The sequence below is a fragment of the Membranihabitans marinus genome (assembly GCF_019802045.1).
Classification (GTDB): Bacteria; Bacteroidota; Bacteroidia; order Chitinophagales; family Saprospiraceae; genus Membranihabitans; species Membranihabitans marinus_A.
In genome coordinates, this window is sequence record NZ_JAHVHU010000014.1 from 15558 (window position 1) to 38228 (window position 22671).

Consider the following 22671-nt stretch of genomic DNA (forward strand, 5'->3'; position numbering starts at 1 on the left):
TAAATGTTGAAGTCTGCGTCATTAATGATGAAAGAGGCAGTGAAGGACGGGGGCATGGAAATTGATACAAAAAGCCCCGACACCACAGCTCTCCATAAAAGCTACAGCCAAAAAATGAATGACGAGGAAATAAATCAGTTGATCAAAAAGTATCGGAATAATGAACTTTCCGATACTGAATTCCAGGATTTTCTGCTTCTGCTGCGAAACAAGGATGAAGTAACGGTCAATCTGATGCTTGATGAAGCAAAAGCTGATTGGGTGCCATCTCGCTCGATACTGCTCAAAATGCAGGAAACTCAAATAAATCGGAACCGAGCGACAAGAAGGAAGCGGTTATTTATCTGGAGCAGCGCCGCTGCGGTAGTTCTTTTGATTGTTGGGTATTTCCTCTTCACTGCTCCGCAAGTGCAAGAAGATATTGTATATCAAACTGGCTATGGAGAAACCCTTCATATAGAGCTGCCTGACGGGAGCACGGCGCTTTTGAATGCCAATTCCTCGCTGACGTGGAAAGGAGACTGGGAGAAAAATCATCTGCGACAGGTCAGTTTGGATGGAGAAGCTTTTTTTGATGTTACAAAGAAAGAGAAGATCCCATTTGAAGTTGATGCTTCTGTCCTGCGGGTTCATGTTTTGGGAACCGAATTCAATGTTCGTAACCGGCCCAATGATGTTGATGTGTTTTTACATGAAGGAAAAGTTGATGTTCGAGTGAAGCAGGAGGAAGTAAAAGAACTTTCGATGAAGCCCGGCGATTTCATTCATTTTGATAAAGCGGATGAAAATATGACTATAGATGAAAACAAACGGATAGGAAAAAAAGCCGCGTGGGTTGATGGCATGCTTGAGTTTGAAAATAGAGAAATACAAGAAATTTTGAAAGAGTATGAAATCTTGTACGGGAAGAAATTTAAGATTGAGAATGCTGAACTTGCTAATAAACGAATGGATTTTTCCTTGCCGTATTCCGACTGGGATTTGGTTCGTAAAGCACTTGGGATCGCATTGGGTGCAGAATTTAATGAGTTAGGAGATACCATAATTGTGAAATAAATAATTGTCCAATGAAAAGAATAATTACCTGTTTGCTATTTATTACCTGCCACCTTTTTGTGTCGGTGAACACAATGGTTGCAGAACCAGCCGGATCGGATCCAAATGATGGTCGACTGTTGGATATTATCCATGATATTAGTGAACGATATAATGTACACTTTACCTATAATCGGGAGATCGTAGAAAATGTCGAAATCGAAAATTATAAGCCAGACGGCTATCATGACGCCAACGAAGCATTGGAAAGTGTGTTGGCGGGCACCAATCTGAAATTTGTGATGCTGGAGATGAAGTATGTGATCATCTACCAGGATGATGCAGAAGGCATGCAATCGCTGAAACAGATGATTGAAGTACTCGAAACGATTATTGATGAAAAGAAAGTGACCCGAAAAGTCACGTCTTTGCAGAAGCTTGGTTCTTCCAGAGGGTTGAATAATATAAAGCTTGAAAAACACCGAATGGTGGTGAATGTATCCGGTACCGTGACAGATGATGAAGGTGAGCCTTTGATCGGAGTCAACGTTTTGGTAAAGGGATCTACGAAAGGAACAGCCACGGATTTTGATGGTAATTTTACCCTGGAGGATGTCAATGAAAAAGCAACTTTGGTTTTTTCTTACGTGGGATATCAGCGTAAAGAGGTGGCTTTGGAAGGACGCACGAATATTGTGGTGATCATGAAAAGTGATTCGGAGCTTTTGGATGAGGTCGTAGTAGTTGGTATGGGGGAGCAACGAAAAGCCAGTGTGATCGGAGCTATTTCCAATGTAAATATGGACGATCTCAAGGTGCCCAGTCGGTCCATGACCAATGCCTTAGCCGGAAAAATGGCCGGAGCTGTGGTGGTTCAACGGACCGGGGAATTGGGGAATGATAATGGAGGGTTTTGGATCCGGGGTATTTCGACCTTTAGTTCCAATCGGTCTCCACTGATCCTGGTCGATGGTGTGGAGCGGGAGATGCAGGATTTGAATCCTGAAAACGTAGAATCCGTATCGATATTGAAAGATGCTTCAGCAACGGCGGTCTACGGGGTTCGAGCTGCGAACGGTGTTGTTCTGGTGACGACGCGGAAAGGAAAAGTTCAAAAACCTGCCATCGAATTTAAGACTGAATACGGTGTATCAGATTTGCCGGGACTGCCTGATTATCTTGGTGGTGCAGATTATGCCCGACTTTACAACGAAGCTTTGGGGCGTGATAATTATTCTGAAGAATATATCGAAAACCTGGTGAGCGGGGCAGATCCTATGCTTTATCCGAACGTAGACTGGTTCGATGAGACCTATACCAAATATTCGAATAATGCGCAGGCGACCCTCAATGTACGAGGTGGGGGAGATGTAGCCCGGTATTTTGTGGGACTGGGATTTTTGGGAGAAAATGGAAACTTTAAGGAAAGCCCTGAAACCGCATATAGCTCCAACCTGGGACTCCAGCGATATAACTTCCGTTCTAATGTGGATATTACTTTGTCGGAGACCACGGTGGTGGACTTGGAAGTAGGTGGTTATTTGACCGATCTGCATACCCCTGGTTTGGGAAGAAATATCTACGGAACCAATTTTTCACCAGCTGGTGAATTGTTTTACTGGTCCAATCTGTCGACTCCAATTTCCAATCCGGTGAAAATACCTATTGGTGTGGACGCCAATGGCAATACAGAGTACGGCTGGGGAGCTCCATCCCAGGTAGGCGAGAAAAACCCCGCAGAACGATTACTCGGATCCGGATACAATACGGAGTATCGGAATCAGCTCATGAGCCAGATAACTTTGAATCAGGATCTGGGTATGATTACTGATGGGCTGAAACTAAAATCATCATATTCTTTTGATGCGTATAACCTGACACGGATCCAACGATGGAAACAATCGACAACCTATGGAGTGCAGGGACGTGAAGAAGATACCGGAGACTTGATCTACAATGAAGTCGATAAAGGGCAGGAGTTTTTGAACTATTCACGGTCACTTCAAAGCAATCGGGCCAAAGAATTTAAATTCCAGCTGATTTATAATAATACGATTCAGGACCGACATCGGATCGGGGGGATGTTGATGTATTATCAACGGGATTTTATCAATGGAAATGCCGGATCTTCGATTCTGGCTTTACCATACCGTCGACAGGGAATTGCAGCGCGGATGACGTATGATTACGATGACAGATATTTTGGTGAGTTAAACGTGGGTTACAACGGGTCAGAGAACTTTCCGAAAGAAAGCCGGTTTGGTGTCTTTCCTGCCGTGGCGGGTGGATGGTTGGTATCCAATGAGGATTTCTGGAGCGGAAGAATGCGACGGTTGATCAATGTGTTGAAAATCAAAGGATCTTATGGTCTGGTCGGGTCGGAAGCGTTACCTGGCGGACAGCGATATGGCTATTTGTCGATCTATGGCGGTGGTCTCGGTGGTTATCATTTCGGAGAAACACCCCGTGGATTTGGCGGTGTAGGATTGGACCGGATTGGTGTACAAGACTTGACCTGGGAGAAAGGGATTAAAAAGAATATTGGATTTGAAATGCTGATGTTCAATGGTGATATCTCGCTGGAAGTGGATTATTTCCATGAGCGACGACATGATATTCTATTACGTAGAACTTCCTTACCGGCTATTGTGGGAATCAATTCTGTGCCTTTTGCGAATCGAGGAGAAATGATTAATCGTGGAATGGATGGTACATTGGAAGTCTCCAGAAGTTATGAAAACGGCTACACTAGGGTATATGGTAACTTTACTTATGCCCGTGACAAAATATTGGAGCAAGATGAGCCCGATCGAAACTATGAATACCGGCAACGGACCGGTCATAAATACGGCCAGAACTTTGGATTGATCGCTCTAGGCTATTTTGTCGATGAAGCAGATATTGAAAACAGTCCCGAACAAACTTTTGGAGATGTACGTCCAGGTGATGTAAAGTATAAGGACATTAATGGCGATGGGAAGATCACCATCGATGATGAAGTGCCGATCGGGTTTTCCAATTTGCCGGAGATCAATTATGGATTTGGAATACAAACCATGTACCGCAACTTTGATATTGGTATTTTCTTCCGGGGACAAGGTCGGGTTTCTTATAGCCTGGGTGGCGCATATGTTCCATTTAACCAGGGCGTTGGGAAAGGCAACCTTTATGTACAGGCCTTAGATCGCTGGACGGTGGATAATCCGCGTCAGGATGCTCAGTATCCCCGTTTGTACAATGGTACTTCCGCCAATAACTGGCAGCGATCAACCAAGACGCTTTATGATGGGAGCTTTCTCCGATTGTCCGATGTCGAATTGGGCTACACTTTGCGGGCTGATGCGTTGTCAAAAATCGGCATGGAGTCCGTCCGTTTTTATCTTATCGGTAACAATGTGGCTCTTTTTTCAAATTGGAAGATGTGGGACCCTGAAACAGGATCCGCAAGTGGAAGCAATTACCCATTACAGCGAAAATTTAACTTCGGTATTCGAGGAACTTTCTAAAATACGTAGAACATGAGATTATTATATATTACACTGATCATTTTTATTCTGGGAAGTTGCGAATTTCTCGACAAACTACCCGATGATATGAAAACAGGCGAAACGGTCTGGACATCCAGAAAAGAAACCGAAAGTTTTCTGTACAACGTTTACGCCGCTATTCCGACGCCAGCTCTGAATCTGGGGTATGGTTTTATGGGAATTTCTGATGAGATTGATTTTACCTGGAACGTTTATCCAAGTTACAATATTAATCTTGGGAACTGGAATTCAAACTCCAATTTTCAAAATCATTGGGGCCGGTATTACAAGGCCATTCGAGCTTCTTTTGTATTTGAAAACAATGTAGATCGAAACCCAGAACTCAGTGAGGAGCTCATCGCTCAGTACAAAGCTGAGGTTAAGTTCCTTCGAGGATATTATTATTGGCAGTTAATCCAGCAATATGGCCCCGTTCCGTTGATTACTGAAGAACGACCAGTGAGTGCGGATTGGGATTTGTTTCGGGCTCCCTTCGATACCGTCGTCGAATACATCATCGAAATGATGGAAGAAGCCCAGAAAGACCTGCCGGTTCGATGGCAGAACACCGATCGCACCTGGCTGGGTAAACCCGATCAAATGACGTGCAAAGCTATTATCGCAGCCGCTTTGACGACCGCTGCCAGTCCGCAGTGGAATGGAAATTCGGAATATAATGGATTTACAAATAGTGATGGTACCGCTTTGGCTTCGACTTCTTATGATCCTGGGAAGTGGCAACGGGCCATGGAGGCAAATAAAGCGGTGATTGATCTGGCAGAAAGTGGACAAGTCGATGTGAAACTATACCGAAATAATGAAAATGGAAAAGGCACAGAATTTAGCGCATTTAAATCTGTTCGGCAGGTCCATTTGGATGGTTGGAACCCGGAGATTATTTGGGGAAAGTCGAATTATAATCCCACAGGATGGTCAGTGCATGCTTCACCAGGTCCCAATAACCTGGGAGGGATTGCTCCCACGCAGCGAATCGTCGATGCTTTCATGATGGAGAATGGAAAGTGGATCACAGATTCGGAATCCGGTTATGTAGAAGAAGGATTTGCAGCAGAAGGGGGAGCTAATTATATTCCTGATGGGCTGAATCCATCGTCAGACCGTGTGGATATTATCGAAGCCATCCGAAATGAAGATGCATGGGGGCACTGGCCCGGTGAATGGAATATGTATGCCAATCGGGAACCGAGGTTTTATGCTTCCGTTTTGTACAATAAGCGAATTATTCCTCAAGTTCCTCGTGATATTGCAAAGAGAGATTACTACTCGTCCCCGGGACAGAAAAATGGATACGGTCGGGTAGAATTTTATTATGGCGGATCATCTCGTCAGTCTGGATCGTATACTTTTTTCCCGCGGACAGGTTATTTGGTTTTAAAAAATGTAAGTTTTCAAAGCAATATGCGGGATCGAAATATCGCAGATGCCAACCGACCATTGATTCTCATTCGGTACGCCAAAGTTCTCTTGGATTATATCGAATGTCTAAATGAGGTAGACCCCAACCATCCGGATATAGAAAAGTATTGGAATGACATCCGAGATCGCGCTGGTATTCCTGGAATATATGACGCTTATCCGGAAATCAAAGGGAATAAGGAACTCCAGCTGGAACATATCCTTCGCGAGCGACAGGTAGAGTTAGCGTTCGAAGAATCTTTTGATCGCTACTTTACCATGCGTCGACGCCTTTTAGCAGGAACGGCAGATGATGGCGATCCGATGCGTAAATACGGCGCCGGAGGTAAAATGTGGGGCATGGATATCAATGCAGGAAATCCATCTACCAATGATTTTGATTTTACGGGTTTCTATGAACGAGTCCCTTTCGAAACGCGGGTGTTCGACGATAAAATGTATTTGTTCCCGATACCGCAAAGCGAAATAGACCGGAATAAGAATTTAGTTCAGAATCCAGGTTGGTAATTTTTTATAAAGTAAATGTAGAAAAATGAAAAATATCCTAATATATGCGTGCCTAATCGTCATGTGTACCCAGATGTCCTGTGAAAAGGGACTTGATTTGATAGAGGTAGATAGTACGGTTTATATTCCTCAGTATGGCATCTCGGAGCATCCTTTGTTGCTGGGAGAGTCGTTTCTCAACCTGGGGGTTTATCAGGCAGGAGTCAATCAAAAAGCTGGTAACCTGGAAGTGACAATGGATGTTGATCCGTCTGCTTTGGAAGATTTTTTGGCAGACCATCCAGATTTTGAGATGCTCCCCGAAAACTATTTTGATCTGGCTGAGAATAAAGTAGTAATTCCTTCAGGTGATGAGCGAGGTTTTTTGCCGGTGCACATCAAGAACATCGGGACGGACTTTGTTGACAAGAACTATGTTCTGCCGATTAGTATTCAGGATGTCTCCCCGGAAGTCGATGTTCTGGAAGATCAGAAAACGGCATTTTTGACTTTTCCCCGTTATCGCAATATGTACGAAGGAAATTATAAGGCTTTTGGAACCGTCTCTGAGGAAACTGGAAATGCCACTGTAGATAAAATAGATAAAGTAATTTTTGCAGAGACAGCCGGTCCGCAAAGCATTCGCATCAATAGCCTGATCAAGTCAGGAGATGTGATTCTGACGGTGAAGGGCACCGAGGTAGAGGTCGCAGAAGCGCCCGGGTCGGAAAGTTTGGAAATCTCGAACCAGGCAGGTAAGTCCAGTACTTTCACCGGAGCGTTTGATCCGGTTTACCAGCGGGCCAATGGGACCTTTGATCTTTATTTCACCTATGAAACCAATGGAGAGAAGAATAATGTACAGGTGCAACTCGATTTTTGGATGGAGTGATATGTAGCTGATTAGTTAATTAAATACACTCAATGGGGGCCATTAATTGTCTTTGGATATGTATTCTGCTGGTATGTGCTTCTTTAATTTCATGTGATAAGAAGGAAGATGCCGGGCATCACCAATCTGTACCTGCCGCAATATTTGCTACGTTCGAAGACGGCCATGGCCTGTTTTTTCCACAGGAATCTACACCATATGGGGATACCATTCATTTTGTTTTTGGAACACACTTTCCCGAAGGCAGTGACCAGGAAATAGATGTTTCCCGAATGTGGCTCCAGGCGAATGGATCCGTTGAAGTGGCCGTGGATGGCAGATCACCTGCTTACGTGGACCTCAATCGACCCACCACCATTACGATAAAGTCACCTGGAAATATGCCAAGCCGACATGTCGTCATGGGTGAGATTAGAAAAAGTTCTGAAGCTCAGATAACTCATTTTAGTGTGCCGGAGGTCGGTTTTGGAAGCTTTATCCGCGAAGATGAGAAAGTGATCGAATTGCTGATCGGTGACCGGGATTCCGGTTTGCTTAAGCCAACCATCGAGCTGTCTCCGTATGCCACTATAACACCAGATTCTTCAGAAGCACAAAATTTCACCAAAGAAATAGAATATGTGGTGACGGCTGAGGATGGAACTCAGGTGCGATACACCGTAAAACCGGTACCGCCGGGATACGGAAAAATCGATATAGCGGATATGGTCTTGATCTACCACGGTGGCGTACATCGTCCGATGGAATGGACAAAGGATCAATTTGATCCCTATGTGACCTATGAAGATGAGAAGGGGGGCAAAAATTGGCTTTTTGACGGATTCTTGTTTTTGGAATTCAAGGACGGTCAGGGGCGTGGTTTTGCACCTGGTTATGTAGAAGGGAACGCCCGGCGAACGGAGTGGGAGTGGTTAATGGATCGGCACTTTGGTAACCATACGGCTTTTGCTGCATTGGATGCCAGCATTGAATCCCATATTTCGGAGTTAGGTTCGCCCCCGTTCAAACACAAAGTGGTGATGGGGCTGCCTTCACCTATTCCTGGACAAAAAGATTGGGGAGAATTGAATGGCGAACGGCTGGACTTCTCCAAAAGATCAGATCGATTAAAAGCCGCACATTGGTTTATTGATACTTTTATCCAACGTTTTGAAGCCCAAAACTATAAGCACATCGAATTGGATGGATTCTACTGGGTTGATGAAGATGTCGCTAAAAATGAAGACCTTTTGAATAATCTTGGTGATTATATACGGAAGGGTGATAATCGCTTTTATTGGATCCCTTATTGGCGGGCCAAAGGAAACAACCGATGGAAGGAGCTGGGTTTTGATTTTGCCTGGCAACAACCGAACCACTTTTTTAACTCCGGTGTCCCGGATTCTCGATTGGATGTAGCGTGTGAGTTTGGCCGGGAACATGGCATGGGGATGGAAATGGAATTTGACGGTCGTGCTATAGCTCATTCACCCACAGGATTTCGAAGTCGTCTGGAAGCTTACATCGATTATTTTGAAAAAAATCTGGTATATCGGTATGCGTCGATTGCCTATTATGAAGGGGGAAATGGCATCTATCATTTTTCAAGGTCCAATGACCCGTTGGACAAAAAACTGTTGGGCAGGTTAGCCAAAAAAATTATTGAGCGGAAAAAGTGGTTTTTTCCGGAAGACGACGATTAAAGTATTGAAATAGAATAAATTATACTATGATGATGGACTGTACATGCAGTAAGAAGATTAGGCCTGGGATTGACACGGGAGCTATAAGTATTATACGATCGGGCATTCTGATTGTTTTTTTAGTTCTTTTGATGGGAACTCTAAGTCATGGGCAATCCGATTATGGCCGCATCGATATGGCGGACGTTGTGTTGATTTATCACGGGGGTGTACATCGACCGATGGAATGGACGCAGGACCAGTTTGATCCTTATGTGGTGTATGAAGACGAGACTGGAGCAAAAGATTGGTTGTTTGACGGATTTCTGTTTCTGGAATTTAAAGACGGAAATGGTCGGGGGTTTGCGCCCGGATACGTGGGAGAACATGCCCGGAAGACAGAGTGGGAGTGGTTGATGGACCGTCATTTTGGTGCGACAACAGCTTTTGGCGCTTTAGATGCCAGCATTGATGCGCAAATCAAAGAACTTGGTGCCCCACCATTCAAACACAAAGTCATCATGGGCTTGCCGTCGCCAATTCCGGATTTTCAGGATTGGGGGGAGTTGGATGGCCAGACTTTAGACTTTTCATCGGAGGAGGACCGGCTAAAGGCCGCTTATTGGTTTATTGAAGAATTTGTCAATCGATTTAAAGCAGCAGATTATAAGCATATTGAACTGGAAGGTTTTTATTGGGTGGATGAAGATGTTGCGAAGAATGAAGATATTCTCAATCAAATTGGCGATTACGTACGAACCAAAGATCTTAAGTTTGTTTGGATTCCGTATTGGGGAGCTAAAGGATATGACCGATGGCAAGAACTGGGCTTTGATTTTGCCTGGCAACAACCGAATCACTTTTTCAATTCCAATGTCCCTGATTCTCAGCTTGATAAAGCCTGTGAATTTGGTCGCAAACATGGGATGGGGATGGAAATGGAATTTGACGGCCGGGCTCTGGCTCGTTCTGAAACTGGATTTAGTCACCGTTTGGAAGCATATATACACTACTTTGAGCGACATCATGTGTTTTCAGAGGCATCGATTGCTTACTATGAAGGTGGGAATGGAGTTTATCAGTTTTCAAAATCCGACAATCCGGCGGATAAAAAGCTTTTTCATAAATTAGCACAAAAAATTATTGACCGGAAAACTATGTTTTTTTCGAACGGTAAAAAGTAGAATTTAGGTAAAAAAATCCGGTGATATTCGCGAAATGAGCTGTGAAGTTGTTTACTTGCACCGGATAACCAACGGACTTTATGGACGTGGATGGTTCAGTGGAAGGTGAGCTTCATTTCTTTCAGCACGAAAGAGTGAAGATATACGAATGGTGTTACTCCACATCGTGAGCGAAGTGATGCTTGTTTTTTTTTATTCATTGCGCAATGTATTAACCGATATGCGATATTTGTCACTACTAAATAAAGCTACAGTCTTCTGTCTGATCGGGGGACTTTTTCTATTTTATTCCTGCACACCAAAACGATCTGAAGTAAAAGTACTTTTACTAGCATCACCGCAAAGTCTGGACAGTGCGGTGCTCCCGGACATCGAAGCAAAAGACTGGAAACTAACACAAGTTACTCCAACTGCTGGTTTTTTGAATGAGGACACGTTAGCTACTTACAGTGCTGTTCTTTTACGCTTGTCGGACCTGGATGATCTTTACTACCGGGATCGCAATGTATTAGAACGCTATGTGGAAAGTGGAGGCGGATTGGTTGCGCTTATCGACACGATCAAACCGTACCCGGTCTGGAAGATTACAAAAACTTTACAGGAACTGGAACTGAATATACCATCCATGTATGGTGCCGGTCACGTGGTTCTTGTGCCTTCGCATGGACAGGAAGGCTTGGTAGAAGCATTGCAATCAGCGGTTGGTCCGAATTATGTGGTCAGTTTTGATGATGCGATAACAGGTCGTATACCAGACAGCAGCCGGTTTTCAAGACAGGTTCTCGTACAAGGTATGGATGAACCCATGGAAATGGAGATTTTGCCGAATAATGATATCTTGATGGTTGAGCGGAAAGGATTGGTGAAACTGTATGATGCATCAGAAGGAGAGATTCGGGTAATCCACCGATTTGATGTCTTTAGTGGAATAGAAGACGGTTTACTGGGCATGACGATTGATCCGGATTTTGAGGAAAATGGGTGGGTTTATTTTTACTATGCCGTTGGTGGTGATGATCACAAGAACCGATTATCACGAATCGATTACCAGGAGGGGCAACTTAATCTGGATAGTGAGAAAATTTTACTGGAAATACCTATGCAGCGGCAGTATTGCTGTCATTCAGCGGGTTATCTGACCTTCGACTCGCAAGGGATGTTGTATCTGTCTACCGGTGACAATACCAACGCTGAAGAAGCGGAGGGGTATATTCCGATTGATGAGCGTCCGGGAAGGGAGTTGGCAGATGACCAGGCCACTGCTGCCAACACCAATGACCTCCGGGGCAAAATCCTACGAATAAAACCTGAAGATGACGGAACGTATTCTATTCCTGAAGGAAATCTTTTTCCAGAAGGCATGGCCAATACACGGCCTGAGATTTATATCATGGGGTGCCGGAATCCTTATCGGTTTAGTGTGGACAAAAACGGGACGGTTTATTGGGGCGATGTTGGTCCCTACACCAAAGTCCAGGGAAAGTATGGATCTTTAAGTTATGATGAATTTAACCGTGCAGATGAACCCGGTTTTTATGGCTGGCCTTATTTCCTGGGAGACAATGAAGCCTACCCCTACTATGATTTTGAAACCAAAGAGGTAGGACCCCGGTTTGATCCGGAAAATCCGGTCAATTTATCACCGAACAATACCGGACTCAAAGAACTTCCTTTACCACAGCCTGCCTTTATATGGTATGGAAGTGAGCGCATTGACCGTTTTCCGCTAGTAGGGCAGGGAGGTGCATCCGGTATGGCGGGGCCCGTCTATGACTATGCGGCTATGGATGGAGCTCCATTTCAATTGGCCGGTTACTATGATGGGAAATTGATTATATACGAATGGATTCGAAATTGGTTTTTAGTAGTGGAATTTGATGAAGAAGGGGAAATGGTCAGCATGGAACCCTTTCTGGATCAGTTTGATTTTTCATCTCCGGTTGATTTCAAATTTGGACCCGATGGTGCGATGTACGTGCTCGAATATGGATCCAATTGGTTTTCCAAAAATACAGATGCCAAGTTGGTTCGGATCGAGTATGTGGAAGGGAACAGAGCGCCGGAAGCCGTCATAGAAGCAGATTATTTGGTAGGTGCGGCTCCATTGGATGTGCAATTTGATGCCGGGAGTTCCATTGATTTTGATCAGGATGATCAGTTAAGCTATGTATGGCGCATTAAGGGAGAGGAATTGAGCGGCGTGGTGGTTGATTATCGATTTGAAGAACCAGGAAGTTATTCCGTGACACTTGCAGTCACAGATTCAGAGGGTGCGAGCGGTGAAACATCGGTGCAAGTTGTGGTGGGAAACACCCCGCCTGAAATCAACTTGGATATTGCGGGTAACAAGACATTCATCCCTAAGAATGGAAAGTTAGCGTATTCCATTTCTGGGAAGGATGCGGAGGATGGAGAGATTCAAGGGGTGGATTTGCATCCTCAGTTTGGTTATTTGGATCACCGGGCGGATCTGGCATTGATACTGAGTAATTCAGAAACAGTCAATCTAGGTCAGTTTTCCGAAGGAAAATCACTCATAGAAAAAAGTGACTGCCAATCGTGTCACCATACCGCTGAAAAATCAGTGGGGCCCGCTTATCAGGATGTAGCCGCTAAATATCAAAATACACCGGTCATCGTGGAAGATTTGGCTGCAAAGGTTATCGAAGGAGGAAGTGGTAATTGGGGGAGTCGGCCGATGACCCCTCATCCTCATCTGAATGAACAGGATGCCAGAAAAATGATCCAATACATCATGTCATTGGATGAAAAGACTGCTACCTTATCTCCCCAAGGCATCCTTGAGTTTGACAGCCATGCGCCGGAAGATCAGTCCGGTGGATATGTGCTCATGGCTGAATATACGGATCAAGGGGGTGAAAACGACACCCCGCCGCTACACACCCGGAGTTACAATGTATGGCAGTCGTCCCGGATTGAAGCAGAGTCCTTTGATGAAGGCAATGTAAGTATTGGAACGATTACTACAGAAAAACTAAGTTATATCCGTGGAATCCTTGATGGTTCTTATGTTGTGTATGAAAACATAGACCTCACAGACATCGATCACTTGCAATATCGGATCCAGGCCAATGGTCCTGGAGGTAAAATCAGTATTCATTTGGATCGCATTGACGGACCTGTAGTGAGCGAATTGGTTGTAACACGGAAAGCTGGCGGGAGCTGGGATGTGTACAAAGGAGAATTGCAATCAACGGACTCTGTGCATGATTTGTACATCGTATTTACAAACCCCGATAATCCACGCTACAACTTATTTAATATTGATTGGGTGGAGTTTGTGCAGTGAGGTGTAGCAGTTGGCACTTGCAGAGTAGATAGATGCGGGTGGATAGTGCCCGGCACCTTAATAGGGCATATACGTGTGAATATGAAGTGGCTAATGCGGTGGATGGTGTTTAGCTCGTGTTGGGACAGTTAGCGGAGTAATGTCCGGCACCCTATTCCGGATTATTTACCACGATTTAATAGATAAAGTTTATGGAGGTGTAGTGTAAGTAAGGTAATAGCCAGGAATTTGGTAAAGGAAGTGGGCTTTTAATTACGGAGAATCTTAACCCGCAAAATTCATGGCTTTTGATTTATGCAGATGCAAGGCATCTAACTCCGCAGGAATAGTATTCTATTTCAAGGAGTTAGTAACGCAGCAGATGTATGAATCAAAAGTCAAACGTCACCCAAAATTGGGCTATGTAATATGCCCAATTTTGGAATTTAAGCAATTGATGCACTACATATTAGGCGTCATAACAGATTGACGTGGTGAATAAAGCGGGTTAATTCTCTTTCTCCGTCACAGCTTGATTCGGGCTCTTGATCCTTGGCGACGGAGTAAGAGTCCGCTGGAGGACGAGAATCTTCTGCAGAACATGAAGGATTGAAACTGCTTTCAAACAATAGCCGCCGACAGCAGTAGTATGAAGGTGATGTCTTCTTGGTGATCTCTCAGGTAGGTTCGGAGAATTCGTAGCGCTTGCACCATATGATTTTTAACGGTATTCGGTGATATTTTCAATTCTTTTCCAATTTCACGGTACGAGAGGTCCTTCTCACGTGCCATGTTGTATATCCTCCATTGTTGAGGAGTCAGCTTTGTCAGTGCTGCTTTGAAGAGCGCCTTGGTTTCTTGATGTTCAATATGATTCATTATGGGATTCGTGCTGTTCACTTGCCCCCAAAGATATTCGCGGTATTTTCGGGAATGGGCTACTTTTCGATGGTGGTCTACGATTCGATTACGGGTGATGGTCCAAATGACCGATTCGATGTTATCTATTTTATCCAGTGTGTAGGATGCATATAAACGGACAAATACATCATGTGTCAAATCAAGGGCTAGTTCCTCAGATTTGATGTGAAAGAGGATAAAACCATAGATTTTATCCTGGTACTCCTTATAAATATCTCTTTTCCAGTTCATGCTTGAGTTTCAATCGTATTGGACAATTTTAATTCATCAGGAATCTTTAAAATATTTTTAAAAAAATAGACTGTCAACTAGTCCTTTCTCTTCCTGAAGCGTCTACTTAGCACTTAATTGATTGATGAACTCATTTTTAACTTAAGACATTTAAGATTGACTCAAGATAATAATAAAAAAGAAATTGGAGAACTATACCGTAAATATTTGCGCGGAGATCTCTCCAAAAAAGAATTTGAAGAGTTGTTTGATATAATTCAAGATGATGAAGACAACCAAATGCTTCATAGAATCATTGATGATACGCTTCCAGCCGGGGTAAGCACTTCTCCACAAGCCAATACAGTTATCTCAGATCATATAGGTTCACCTACTACTCCGACAGGTGTTTTTAGTATATCCCGGAGGTCTTTTTACAGGCTGTCTGTGGCAGCCACCGTATTGATTTTATTGTTCGCCGTTTTCTATGCTCTTGACAGTAGCCAGGAAGAGTGGATCGTTCACACGACTGATTTTCAAGAAACGAAAGAGGTGGTGTTGCCTGATGGTAGCCGTATTGTCTTAAATGCAAACACAGAATTAAAATGGAAGAAAGGCTTCGAGAAAGAAGACATCCGGACGGTTCACTTTGCAGGAGAGGGATACTTTGATGTTAATCACCTGGACGGGAAAGGCTTTGTGGTGAAAACTGGCTCGGTCGATGTCAATGTCCTCGGTACCGAGTTTAATCTGGAAACGCGCCGTCACCATACCAATGTGTTTCTGAAAGAAGGAAAGGTCGTACTCAAGGGGCGAGATATTCAGCCCATTGAAATGGTTCCGGGAGATCTGGTCCACTATGATACAGAAAAAAAGAAGATCAGCAAGGTGACGGATCAGTCATCCGAGTCAGCCCTCTCCTGGAAAGAAGGTGTATTCACTTTTGAAGATCTGACTGGCATCCAGATTCTGGATAAAATGGAGGACATCTACGGCAAGGAGTTTATCATAGAAACCCCGGGAAATCTCGGGGATATCATCGTTGTCCAGGGATTACCCTATACGGATTGGGATTTTACTCGGGAGGCTTTGGAGTTATCGCTGGGAGTGCGATTTATTGATTCGACATCCAATAAAATAATAGTTAAGACCAAACAAATGAGCGACAATCAAAATAATTAAGATTATGAAAGTAGGATTTACCTTTATTAAGTATTACGTATCGGTATTGGTTTTGGTTGTCTTGATGAGCACTCCCTATAGTTTACTAGCGTATCAGGGAGAGCCGATGGCCCTTGAAGAGGCGATACAAAGGATTAGCATACGATACGATGTATATTTTACTTACAATAAGTCGCTGATTAAGGATCATACAGTTGAATATGATGATTCAGGAGATGTTACATTATCAGAAGCAGTAGAGCAGGTATTATCAGAAACATCTCTTCGGTATCGTATCCATGAAAACAAATATGTAATCATATACCGAAGTGACCGGGAGGGTATATCCTCCTTAAAGAAGATGGCCCGACACCTTGATGATTTGATCCTTACGGAAGAAAAAAGAGAAAATAATGTGTTGAATACTATGCAGCAGCTTTCGTCAAAAAATAAGATGAGTAAGATTTATCTTAAAAAGCATCGCATGGTACTCAATGTTTCCGGTACTGTCACTGATGAAACGGGAGGTCCGCTCATAGGAGTGAATATTAAGGTGAAAGGTACTAATAAAGGAACCTCTACAGATCTTGAAGGTAGATTCATCTTTCGAGATGTAAATGAACAGGCTACTTTGGTGTTTTCTTATGTGGGGTACCAAACCCAACAAGTGGAGTTGAAAGGAAGAACAAATATTTCTGTGACGATGACAGAGGATCTGCAGACTTTGGATGAAGTCGTGGTGGTGGGATATGGAACACAGAAAAAGAGCGATGTAACGGGTTCTGTGGTTTCGTTTGACACGGAGATCCTAGAAAGCCGTCCGCAAACGAATCTGATCCAGGCTCTCCAGGGAAATGTGCCAGGTATGACCGTCACCACATCAGGCTCGTCGGCAGAAGATGGTGCCACTATTCTCATCCGTGGCCAGAATTCCATCACAGCCAGCAACAGCCCGCTGGTCATCATGGATGGTGTACCTTACAACGGTTCATTTTCCGAGATCAACCCAAACGATGTGAAACGTATCGAAGTACTAAAGGATGCTTCTTCTACGGCTATTTATGGATCCAGGGGAGCCAATGGCGTTATTTTAATTACTACAAAAAGCGGTCAGGCTGGAAAGATGCGGATCAATTACAGCGGAATGTACAGCTTCGACAACATCGCTCACCTTCCGGACATGCAAAATGCATCCGAATACTGGGCAGACCGGATCGAAAGAAATGTGATCAATGTACTTACCCAGCCCAGTAACACCGAAAGCCTCCGGGATCGTCTTTACGAAGTGTTCAATGGTGAAGACACCGAGATCAGTGCTTTTATGGAAGGGTACCCCGGACAAACTTGGGACGGATTTATCGACAACCTGCTCAGCCAATACCCGGATAATGTTCATGACCGTGGAACTTTGTTGTCACTGGCAGATGATCTGGCATATCCGACCAATGGCCGTGATATAGACTGGATCGACCTAGCTACCCGGACTGGGCACAAGCAACAGCATAGCCTATCCGTTTCAGGTGGAACCGAACAGACAAAATATTACCTGTCGGGAATATACACGAATACAACTGGGATCGCACGGGGGGATAAATTTGAAAAGATGACCTTCCGGGTCAACCTGGACCAGAGGTTGCTCAAAGGTCTCCATTATGGAACCAATACCCAGATTGGTTTTTTTGATCGCGGAGGTCACGCTGCCACCTGGGGAGGAAACAGCGGTGCTTTTATGTTGAGCCCATTGTATGTCCCCTTTAATGAAAACGGAACGATCAATCTAAGCCCTATACCGGAAGATACGAAGATCCAGAACCCGTTGGAACCCCTGCTTTTTGAAAATGAAGACAATGAAACACGGGTTATCACCAACCACTACCTGGATTGGGAAATACCCGGCATTTCGGGGTTAAAGTACAAATTGAATACAGGTTTTACCTGGAATGCCAACGATAATAAAACCTACAAAGGACTCAATACTGTAACTGGCCGGATAGATGGAGGCAACCTGCACATAGGCAACTTTAAGGACAATTCCTGGATCATTGAAAACATATTGAGCTACCATAAGGAAATGGGACTTCATTCCCTGTTTTTCACAGGATTATACAGTGCCCAGGAGAATAAAAGAGAAAACAACCGTATAAACGGCCGGGGATTTGCCAATGATGTCATGTCTTTTTTTCAGCCTGCCCAGGCTCAAATTCTGACAGCTGATGCAGCGTACGCCAGGAAAGGCTATATCTCCCAAATGCTCCGGGCCAATTACTCCTATGACAATCGTTATCTGATCACAGCAACGCTGCGACGCGATGGCTATTCCGCTTTTGGGGATGATACGAAATTTGGATTATTTCCTTCTGTTGCCCTGGGCTGGAACCTGGCCAATGAATCCTTTTTTGCAGATATGACCGCTTTCGACCAGTTGAAATTGCGATTATCATATGGCGAAAATGGCAATGAGGCTATAGGTCCCTATTCTACTTTGCCGAGAATGTCCTCTAAAAATTATATTTCACCCGATCAGACCCAATTGTTCGGTTTCTTTCCACAACGGTTATCCAATCCCAGCCTCGGTTGGGAAACGACGAAGTCCTTGAATGCAGGAATTGATTTTTCGTTAAAAAGCGGACGGTTCAGCGGCAGTTTGGATGTATATACATCCCGGACCTCTGATTTGCTGTTGAATGAAACCATTTCAGCGATTAACGGAACGACTTCCATTCTGAGAAACATAGGAGAAACCCTGAATCATGGAGCTGAAGTTCAACTTTCAAGCATCAACATGAGTTCCAGGGACTTCTCTTGGGAAACGATCATGAATTTCAGTACTTATCAGTCAGAGATCGTCCAGGTAGGATTGAAGGATGATGATGGTGCTTACATCGATGATGTGGCGAGTCAATGGTTTATCGGTCACCCTGTGAATGTGAACTTTGATTATGAAGTGGATCGTATTCTTCAAAAGGAAGATTTTATGGTGGATGGAAGCGGAGTTTATATCCTGGATGAAAACAACAACTATCAATTGCGTCCGGAAGTGGCAGAGGAGATCGTTCTTGTCACCAATACAGCACGTCCCGGCCAACCCATTCTCCGGGATGTTAATGGCGATGGAGTAATTACCGGTTCCGATGATAAGGTCATACATGGAAACCGGAATCCTGATTTTCTGGCAGGCCTTACCAATACGGTCCGTTATAAAAGCTGGAGCTTCACCGTCTTTCTGAACGGTGTCTGGGGGGTAACTAAGGCCAATGGATTGATCAACAGTCGGAGCATTGGCCCAAGACGAAAGTTGAATATTAATTACTGGTCACCTGAAAATCCAGTGAATACTTACCCGGGAATAAACGCAGGAAGCCAGCTCAATGTGCCGGGATATGCACCCTATCACAAAGCGGATTTTATCCGGTTACAGGATATAAGCCTGTCCTATAAAGTTCCCGGATCAACATTAATCCGGTGGCCAGTATCAGGCATCGAGGGTTTCATCAACGTTAAGAATGCATACACCTTTACTTCCTGGCAAGGCCTTGATCCGGAATATTCGAGTCAGTCCGGAGTACCAAGAGCACGGAGCTTTATTTTTGGTCTGAGACTAACCCTTTAATTAGCTAAACACCAAACACAATGAGATACTTTAAAACATTATTCCTGACCACTGTTGGACTCCTTATTGTACTTAGTTGTAATGAAGATGAATTCCTTCGTGAAGAACCCCGGGACAGCATTTTCGCGAATAACCTGTTCAATAGCTATTCTGGATTTGAATCGGGCATGAATGCGGTTTATGCGCAAATGCGTGAAATGTATACCAAGGGAGATACCCGGACAAGGGATCAGCTTTGGGTAATGAATACCGACAATGTTTCCACCCGCACAACTTCCGTAAATCAGTTTTTGGATATCGCTGCGGGATGGAGTGAAGTTTCTGGCGTGTACAATTGGCTTTTCCGGGTCATCAACTCGACGAACATGATCATCCACAGAGCAGAAAATAACCCTGACGTAGACTGGGAAGGAGCGACCGGCATGGAAGCTGAAAATAACCGGAAATTAATTTTGGGACAGGCAAGAGTAGCTCGGGCGTGGGCTTACCGGCTTTTGATTTATGCTTTTGGGCCCGTTCCCCTGAGTACGGAAGAAATCACCGGGGCTACCTATAGCAACGCCTGGGAAAGAGTTGATATCGCAAGTATAAAGAATCAAATGGTAGAAGATCTGCAATATGGAGTGGAAAATCTCCCGCTGCTGACCTCTGATGTCTCCAGGATCAATGGATCAGCCGCCCGGCATTATCTGGGGGAAACCTATCTGTCCATGGGTGAATTTCAAAAGGCCATTGAAGTGCTGAAACCTCTGGTTGAATCTGAAGGATATGAATTGGTCCATAAACGGATGGGGCGAACCGCCAACGACCCGGATGGTAATTATTTTATGGATATGATCCGAAACCCGTACCATGCCGATGGAAATACAGAAACCATCTTTGTGCTGGCCAATGGGACAGATCTTCCCGGGTCAGCAATGACAAGTTTGCTCGATTCCTGGACCGGAGAATATAGAAAACATAAAAAAATCAAACAAAACGCAGAATGGTATGAGCGGTTTGGTGGTTTTGGCAAGGCCCGGTACCTGATGACACCCTGGGCTATGATGGATCAGAAAATGTATGCCCTGTACGATGAATTGAAAGATAAAAAAGATCCTGAAGATCCCCACATCATCGACCACTGGCTGTGGCATAATGAGGATACTCGTGATAATTTCCTGTATGAGATGGATGATATCCGTGGGCAGGGGACTTCCATTCGCAGGTATTGGGTCTATGACTGGAATGAGAATGGTACTGTGACCGACTCCCCATCGCATACCTTGAAAGAAACACTTTATAAAAATGATGCTTCCCTGATGGACCGAGGGAATAAAGGGGATACCATCTATGGATTTTTTATTTTCAAACCCGACAATCTTGGAAATCCCAACTGGCAGGACAAGCATACTTATCTCTATCCCCGTAAATGGGAAACAGATGCTGCCACTACGACGGATTTCGGTTCAAAGGACAACAGTTGGTTTTCCATCCCCCACATTCGAATCGCAGAGAGTTACCTACTCTATGCTGAAGCCCAGTTGATGATTGGCAACTCAAATGAAGCAGCCCAGTGGATTAATAAACTAAGAAACAGAGCCCTGACCTCTCCCGTGCCTCCCGAACAAATAACTATTGATTTTATTCTGGATGAACGCTCTCGTGAACTCATCGGTGAAGAACAGAGAAGGATCTCCCTTCTGAGGACCGGTAAATACCTGGAAAGAGTACGGAAATACAATGCTATGTCAAAAGATTATATTCAGGATTTTCATAAATTGTATCCTTTTCCGGCGGATGCCATAGATGCAAATAAAGATCGAATCTTAGAACAGAACGATGGCTATGGCAGCGGAGGTGGGGTCATGGTGGATTTTACCCCTGAAGGATATCCTGACGAAGGCAATAATCCATAACAAGTTTTTATAGCAGCCATTGAAACGGTCATATACATGAGAATTTACATCTGTTTATTTATCTTCTCTGTGCTCTCCGCAGTTCTTGGTCGTGGGATCGACCGTCCTAATGTTATTATATACCTTTCGGATGATCATGGAGCCGATGATGCTGCATGCCTGGGGAATCCCGATCTCCAAACGCCTATTATCGATCAAATGGCGCGGGAAGGAATGATTTTTTCCAGGGCATTTTCGGCAACTAGTGTGTGTACCCCTTCCCGCTCTGTATTGTTTACAGGTCTGTACCCCCACTCCAATGGCTGCGATCAGAATCACGGTCGTATTCGTTCCGGCATCAGGACATTGCCTGCCTACCTCAAGCCATTAGGGTACCAAGTAGTGTTGGCAGGGAAAAAGCATATCCGTCCTGAAAATGCATTTGACTTCGATTATATCGGTCTGCACGATATCCCTGAATTTCTCGAACACATCGGCAACACTCCATTTTGCTTGATCATCGCTACCCACACACCTCATCAACCCTATTTCAACCATAAAAGTGGATACAGAAATATTACACCAAAGGTCTGGATGCCTGATACGAAAGAAACCCGTCAATTCACAGCCGCGTATTATGACCATGTGGATCTCCTGGACCGTGAATTAGGAAGCTACTTGTATTGGGTAGAAAAATATGGATACGATCACGCATTACAAATATATACGAGTGATCACGGCCCGGCCTTCCCTTTTGCCAAATGGACGCTTTACAATCAGGGGATTCGCGTGCCGTTTATAGTCAAGTGGTCCGGAAAAGTGCCGCCAAACTCCACAATCAATGCGCTTATAAGTTTGACAGACCTGCTCCCGACCCTCATAGAGACTGCTGGCGGCCAAGTGCCGGATGGATTGGATGGTAAAAGCCTGTTGTCGTTGTTTCAGGGGCATCGTGAATCGATCCATGATCAAATTTATGCTACTTATACCAATCAGGGCGTGAACGGAGCGAACACCTATCCGATACGTGCCATAATAGGAAATACCTACAAGTTGATCGTCAATATCCGCCATGAAAACGAATTCCATATTAAAAGAATGGATGAACCGGATGATCGTGCTGTGACAGACAGCTATAAGGTGATCCAATCGTGGATAAAAAGCGGGAAAGGTGAGCGGGCCAGGCAGTTCCTGAAGCGTCCGGCGATTGAACTTTATCAGATCAAAACAGATCCGTATGAGCTAAACAATCTTGCCACCAACACTGAATATCGGCAGGTGATATCAAAAATGATGGATGATCTATTGGTGTGGATGGAGACCCAGGGTGACCCGTTAACGGATGAGATGAAGGCATTAAAAGAGAATTTGTAAACGGAAA

General features: G+C 44.3%; 12 protein-coding genes. 11 read left to right on the forward strand and 1 reads right to left on the reverse strand.

From position 1 onward, the window contains the following. Positions 1-24 precede the first annotated feature (24 nt). The 7 genes from KUV50_RS14615 (at position 25) to KUV50_RS14645 (ending at position 13532) form a co-directional block, all read left to right on the forward strand. Positions 25-1056 (forward strand): FecR family protein, encoded by a 1032-nt coding sequence (locus KUV50_RS14615; RefSeq protein WP_222580917.1) that lies wholly within the window; start codon positions 25-27, stop codon positions 1054-1056. A gap of 11 nt (positions 1057-1067) precedes the next feature. After that, complete coding sequence (locus tag KUV50_RS14620) at positions 1068-4541, forward strand: SusC/RagA family TonB-linked outer membrane protein (protein WP_222580918.1); 3474 nt, start codon at positions 1068-1070, stop codon at positions 4539-4541. A 12-nt stretch (positions 4542-4553) separates the two neighbouring features. Beyond that, positions 4554-6506, forward strand: coding sequence for a RagB/SusD family nutrient uptake outer membrane protein (locus KUV50_RS14625; protein WP_222580919.1), 1953 nt, complete (start codon positions 4554-4556; stop codon positions 6504-6506). Positions 6507-6531: 25 nt separating this feature from the next. Continuing rightward, on the forward strand, positions 6532-7377 hold the full coding sequence (locus KUV50_RS14630) for a DUF1735 domain-containing protein (protein WP_222580920.1): 846 nt from the start codon (positions 6532-6534) through the stop codon (positions 7375-7377). A 32-nt stretch (positions 7378-7409) separates the two neighbouring features. After that, the gene (locus tag KUV50_RS14635; protein ID WP_222580921.1) at positions 7410-9059 is read left to right on the forward strand and encodes a DUF4855 domain-containing protein; all 1650 of its coding nucleotides are present in this window, start codon (positions 7410-7412) and stop codon (positions 9057-9059) included. Between the two features lie 26 nt (positions 9060-9085). Further along, complete coding sequence (locus KUV50_RS14640; protein ID WP_222580922.1) at positions 9086-10222, forward strand: DUF4855 domain-containing protein; 1137 nt, start codon at positions 9086-9088, stop codon at positions 10220-10222. A 148-nt stretch (positions 10223-10370) separates the two neighbouring features. Continuing rightward, positions 10371-13532 carry a PQQ-dependent sugar dehydrogenase gene (locus KUV50_RS14645; RefSeq protein WP_222580923.1) on the forward strand — a complete coding sequence of 1054 codons (3162 nt, stop codon included), beginning with the start codon at positions 10371-10373 and terminating at the stop codon, positions 13530-13532. Positions 13533-14132: 600 nt separating this feature from the next. Here the strand turns inward: KUV50_RS14645 and KUV50_RS14650 are convergent. Beyond that, positions 14133-14663 carry an RNA polymerase sigma factor gene (locus tag KUV50_RS14650; RefSeq protein WP_222580924.1) on the reverse strand — a complete coding sequence of 177 codons (531 nt, stop codon included), beginning with the start codon at positions 14661-14663 and terminating at the stop codon, positions 14133-14135. Between the two features lie 156 nt (positions 14664-14819). On the opposite strand from KUV50_RS14650, the gene KUV50_RS14655 reads away from it, so the two are divergent. The 4 genes from KUV50_RS14655 to KUV50_RS14670 are packed head-to-tail and all read left to right on the forward strand — an operon-like array spanning position 14820 to position 22664. Beyond that, positions 14820-15824: a FecR family protein gene (locus tag KUV50_RS14655; RefSeq protein ID WP_222580925.1), complete on the forward strand. Its 1005-nt coding sequence runs from the start codon at positions 14820-14822 to the stop codon at positions 15822-15824. A 4-nt stretch (positions 15825-15828) separates the two neighbouring features. Beyond that, on the forward strand, positions 15829-19413 hold the full coding sequence (locus tag KUV50_RS14660; protein WP_222580926.1) for a SusC/RagA family TonB-linked outer membrane protein: 3585 nt from the start codon (positions 15829-15831) through the stop codon (positions 19411-19413). A gap of 20 nt (positions 19414-19433) precedes the next feature. Continuing rightward, positions 19434-21311, forward strand: coding sequence for a RagB/SusD family nutrient uptake outer membrane protein (locus tag KUV50_RS14665; protein ID WP_222580927.1), 1878 nt, complete (start codon positions 19434-19436; stop codon positions 21309-21311). A gap of 36 nt (positions 21312-21347) precedes the next feature. After that, a complete protein-coding gene (locus KUV50_RS14670) occupies positions 21348-22664 on the forward strand; it encodes a sulfatase (protein WP_222580928.1) in 1317 nt (438 codons plus the stop codon). Positions 22665-22671 lie beyond the last annotated feature (7 nt).

Bases quoted from the DNA above. Each gene is read 5' to 3' on its own strand.
- KUV50_RS14660 (WP_222580926.1), top strand. From the start codon at position 15,829: ATGAAAGTAGGATTTACCTTTATTAAGTATTACGTATCGGTATTGGTT.
- KUV50_RS14665 (WP_222580927.1), top strand. From the start codon at position 19,434: ATGAGATACTTTAAAACATTATTCCTGACCACTGTTGGACTCCTTATT.
- KUV50_RS14620 (WP_222580918.1), top strand. From the start codon at position 1,068: ATGAAAAGAATAATTACCTGTTTGCTATTTATTACCTGCCACCTTTTT.
- KUV50_RS14670 (WP_222580928.1), top strand. From the start codon at position 21,348: ATGAGAATTTACATCTGTTTATTTATCTTCTCTGTGCTCTCCGCAGTT.
- KUV50_RS14615 (WP_222580917.1), top strand. From the start codon at position 25: ATGATGAAAGAGGCAGTGAAGGACGGGGGCATGGAAATTGATACAAAA.
- KUV50_RS14630 (WP_222580920.1), top strand. From the start codon at position 6,532: ATGAAAAATATCCTAATATATGCGTGCCTAATCGTCATGTGTACCCAG.
- KUV50_RS14625 (WP_222580919.1), top strand. From the start codon at position 4,554: ATGAGATTATTATATATTACACTGATCATTTTTATTCTGGGAAGTTGC.
- KUV50_RS14640 (WP_222580922.1), top strand. From the start codon at position 9,086: ATGATGATGGACTGTACATGCAGTAAGAAGATTAGGCCTGGGATTGAC.
- KUV50_RS14650 (WP_222580924.1), bottom strand. From the start codon at position 14,663: ATGAACTGGAAAAGAGATATTTATAAGGAGTACCAGGATAAAATCTAT.
- KUV50_RS14635 (WP_222580921.1), top strand. From the start codon at position 7,410: ATGGGGGCCATTAATTGTCTTTGGATATGTATTCTGCTGGTATGTGCT.
- KUV50_RS14645 (WP_222580923.1), top strand. From the start codon at position 10,371: ATGGTGTTACTCCACATCGTGAGCGAAGTGATGCTTGTTTTTTTTTAT.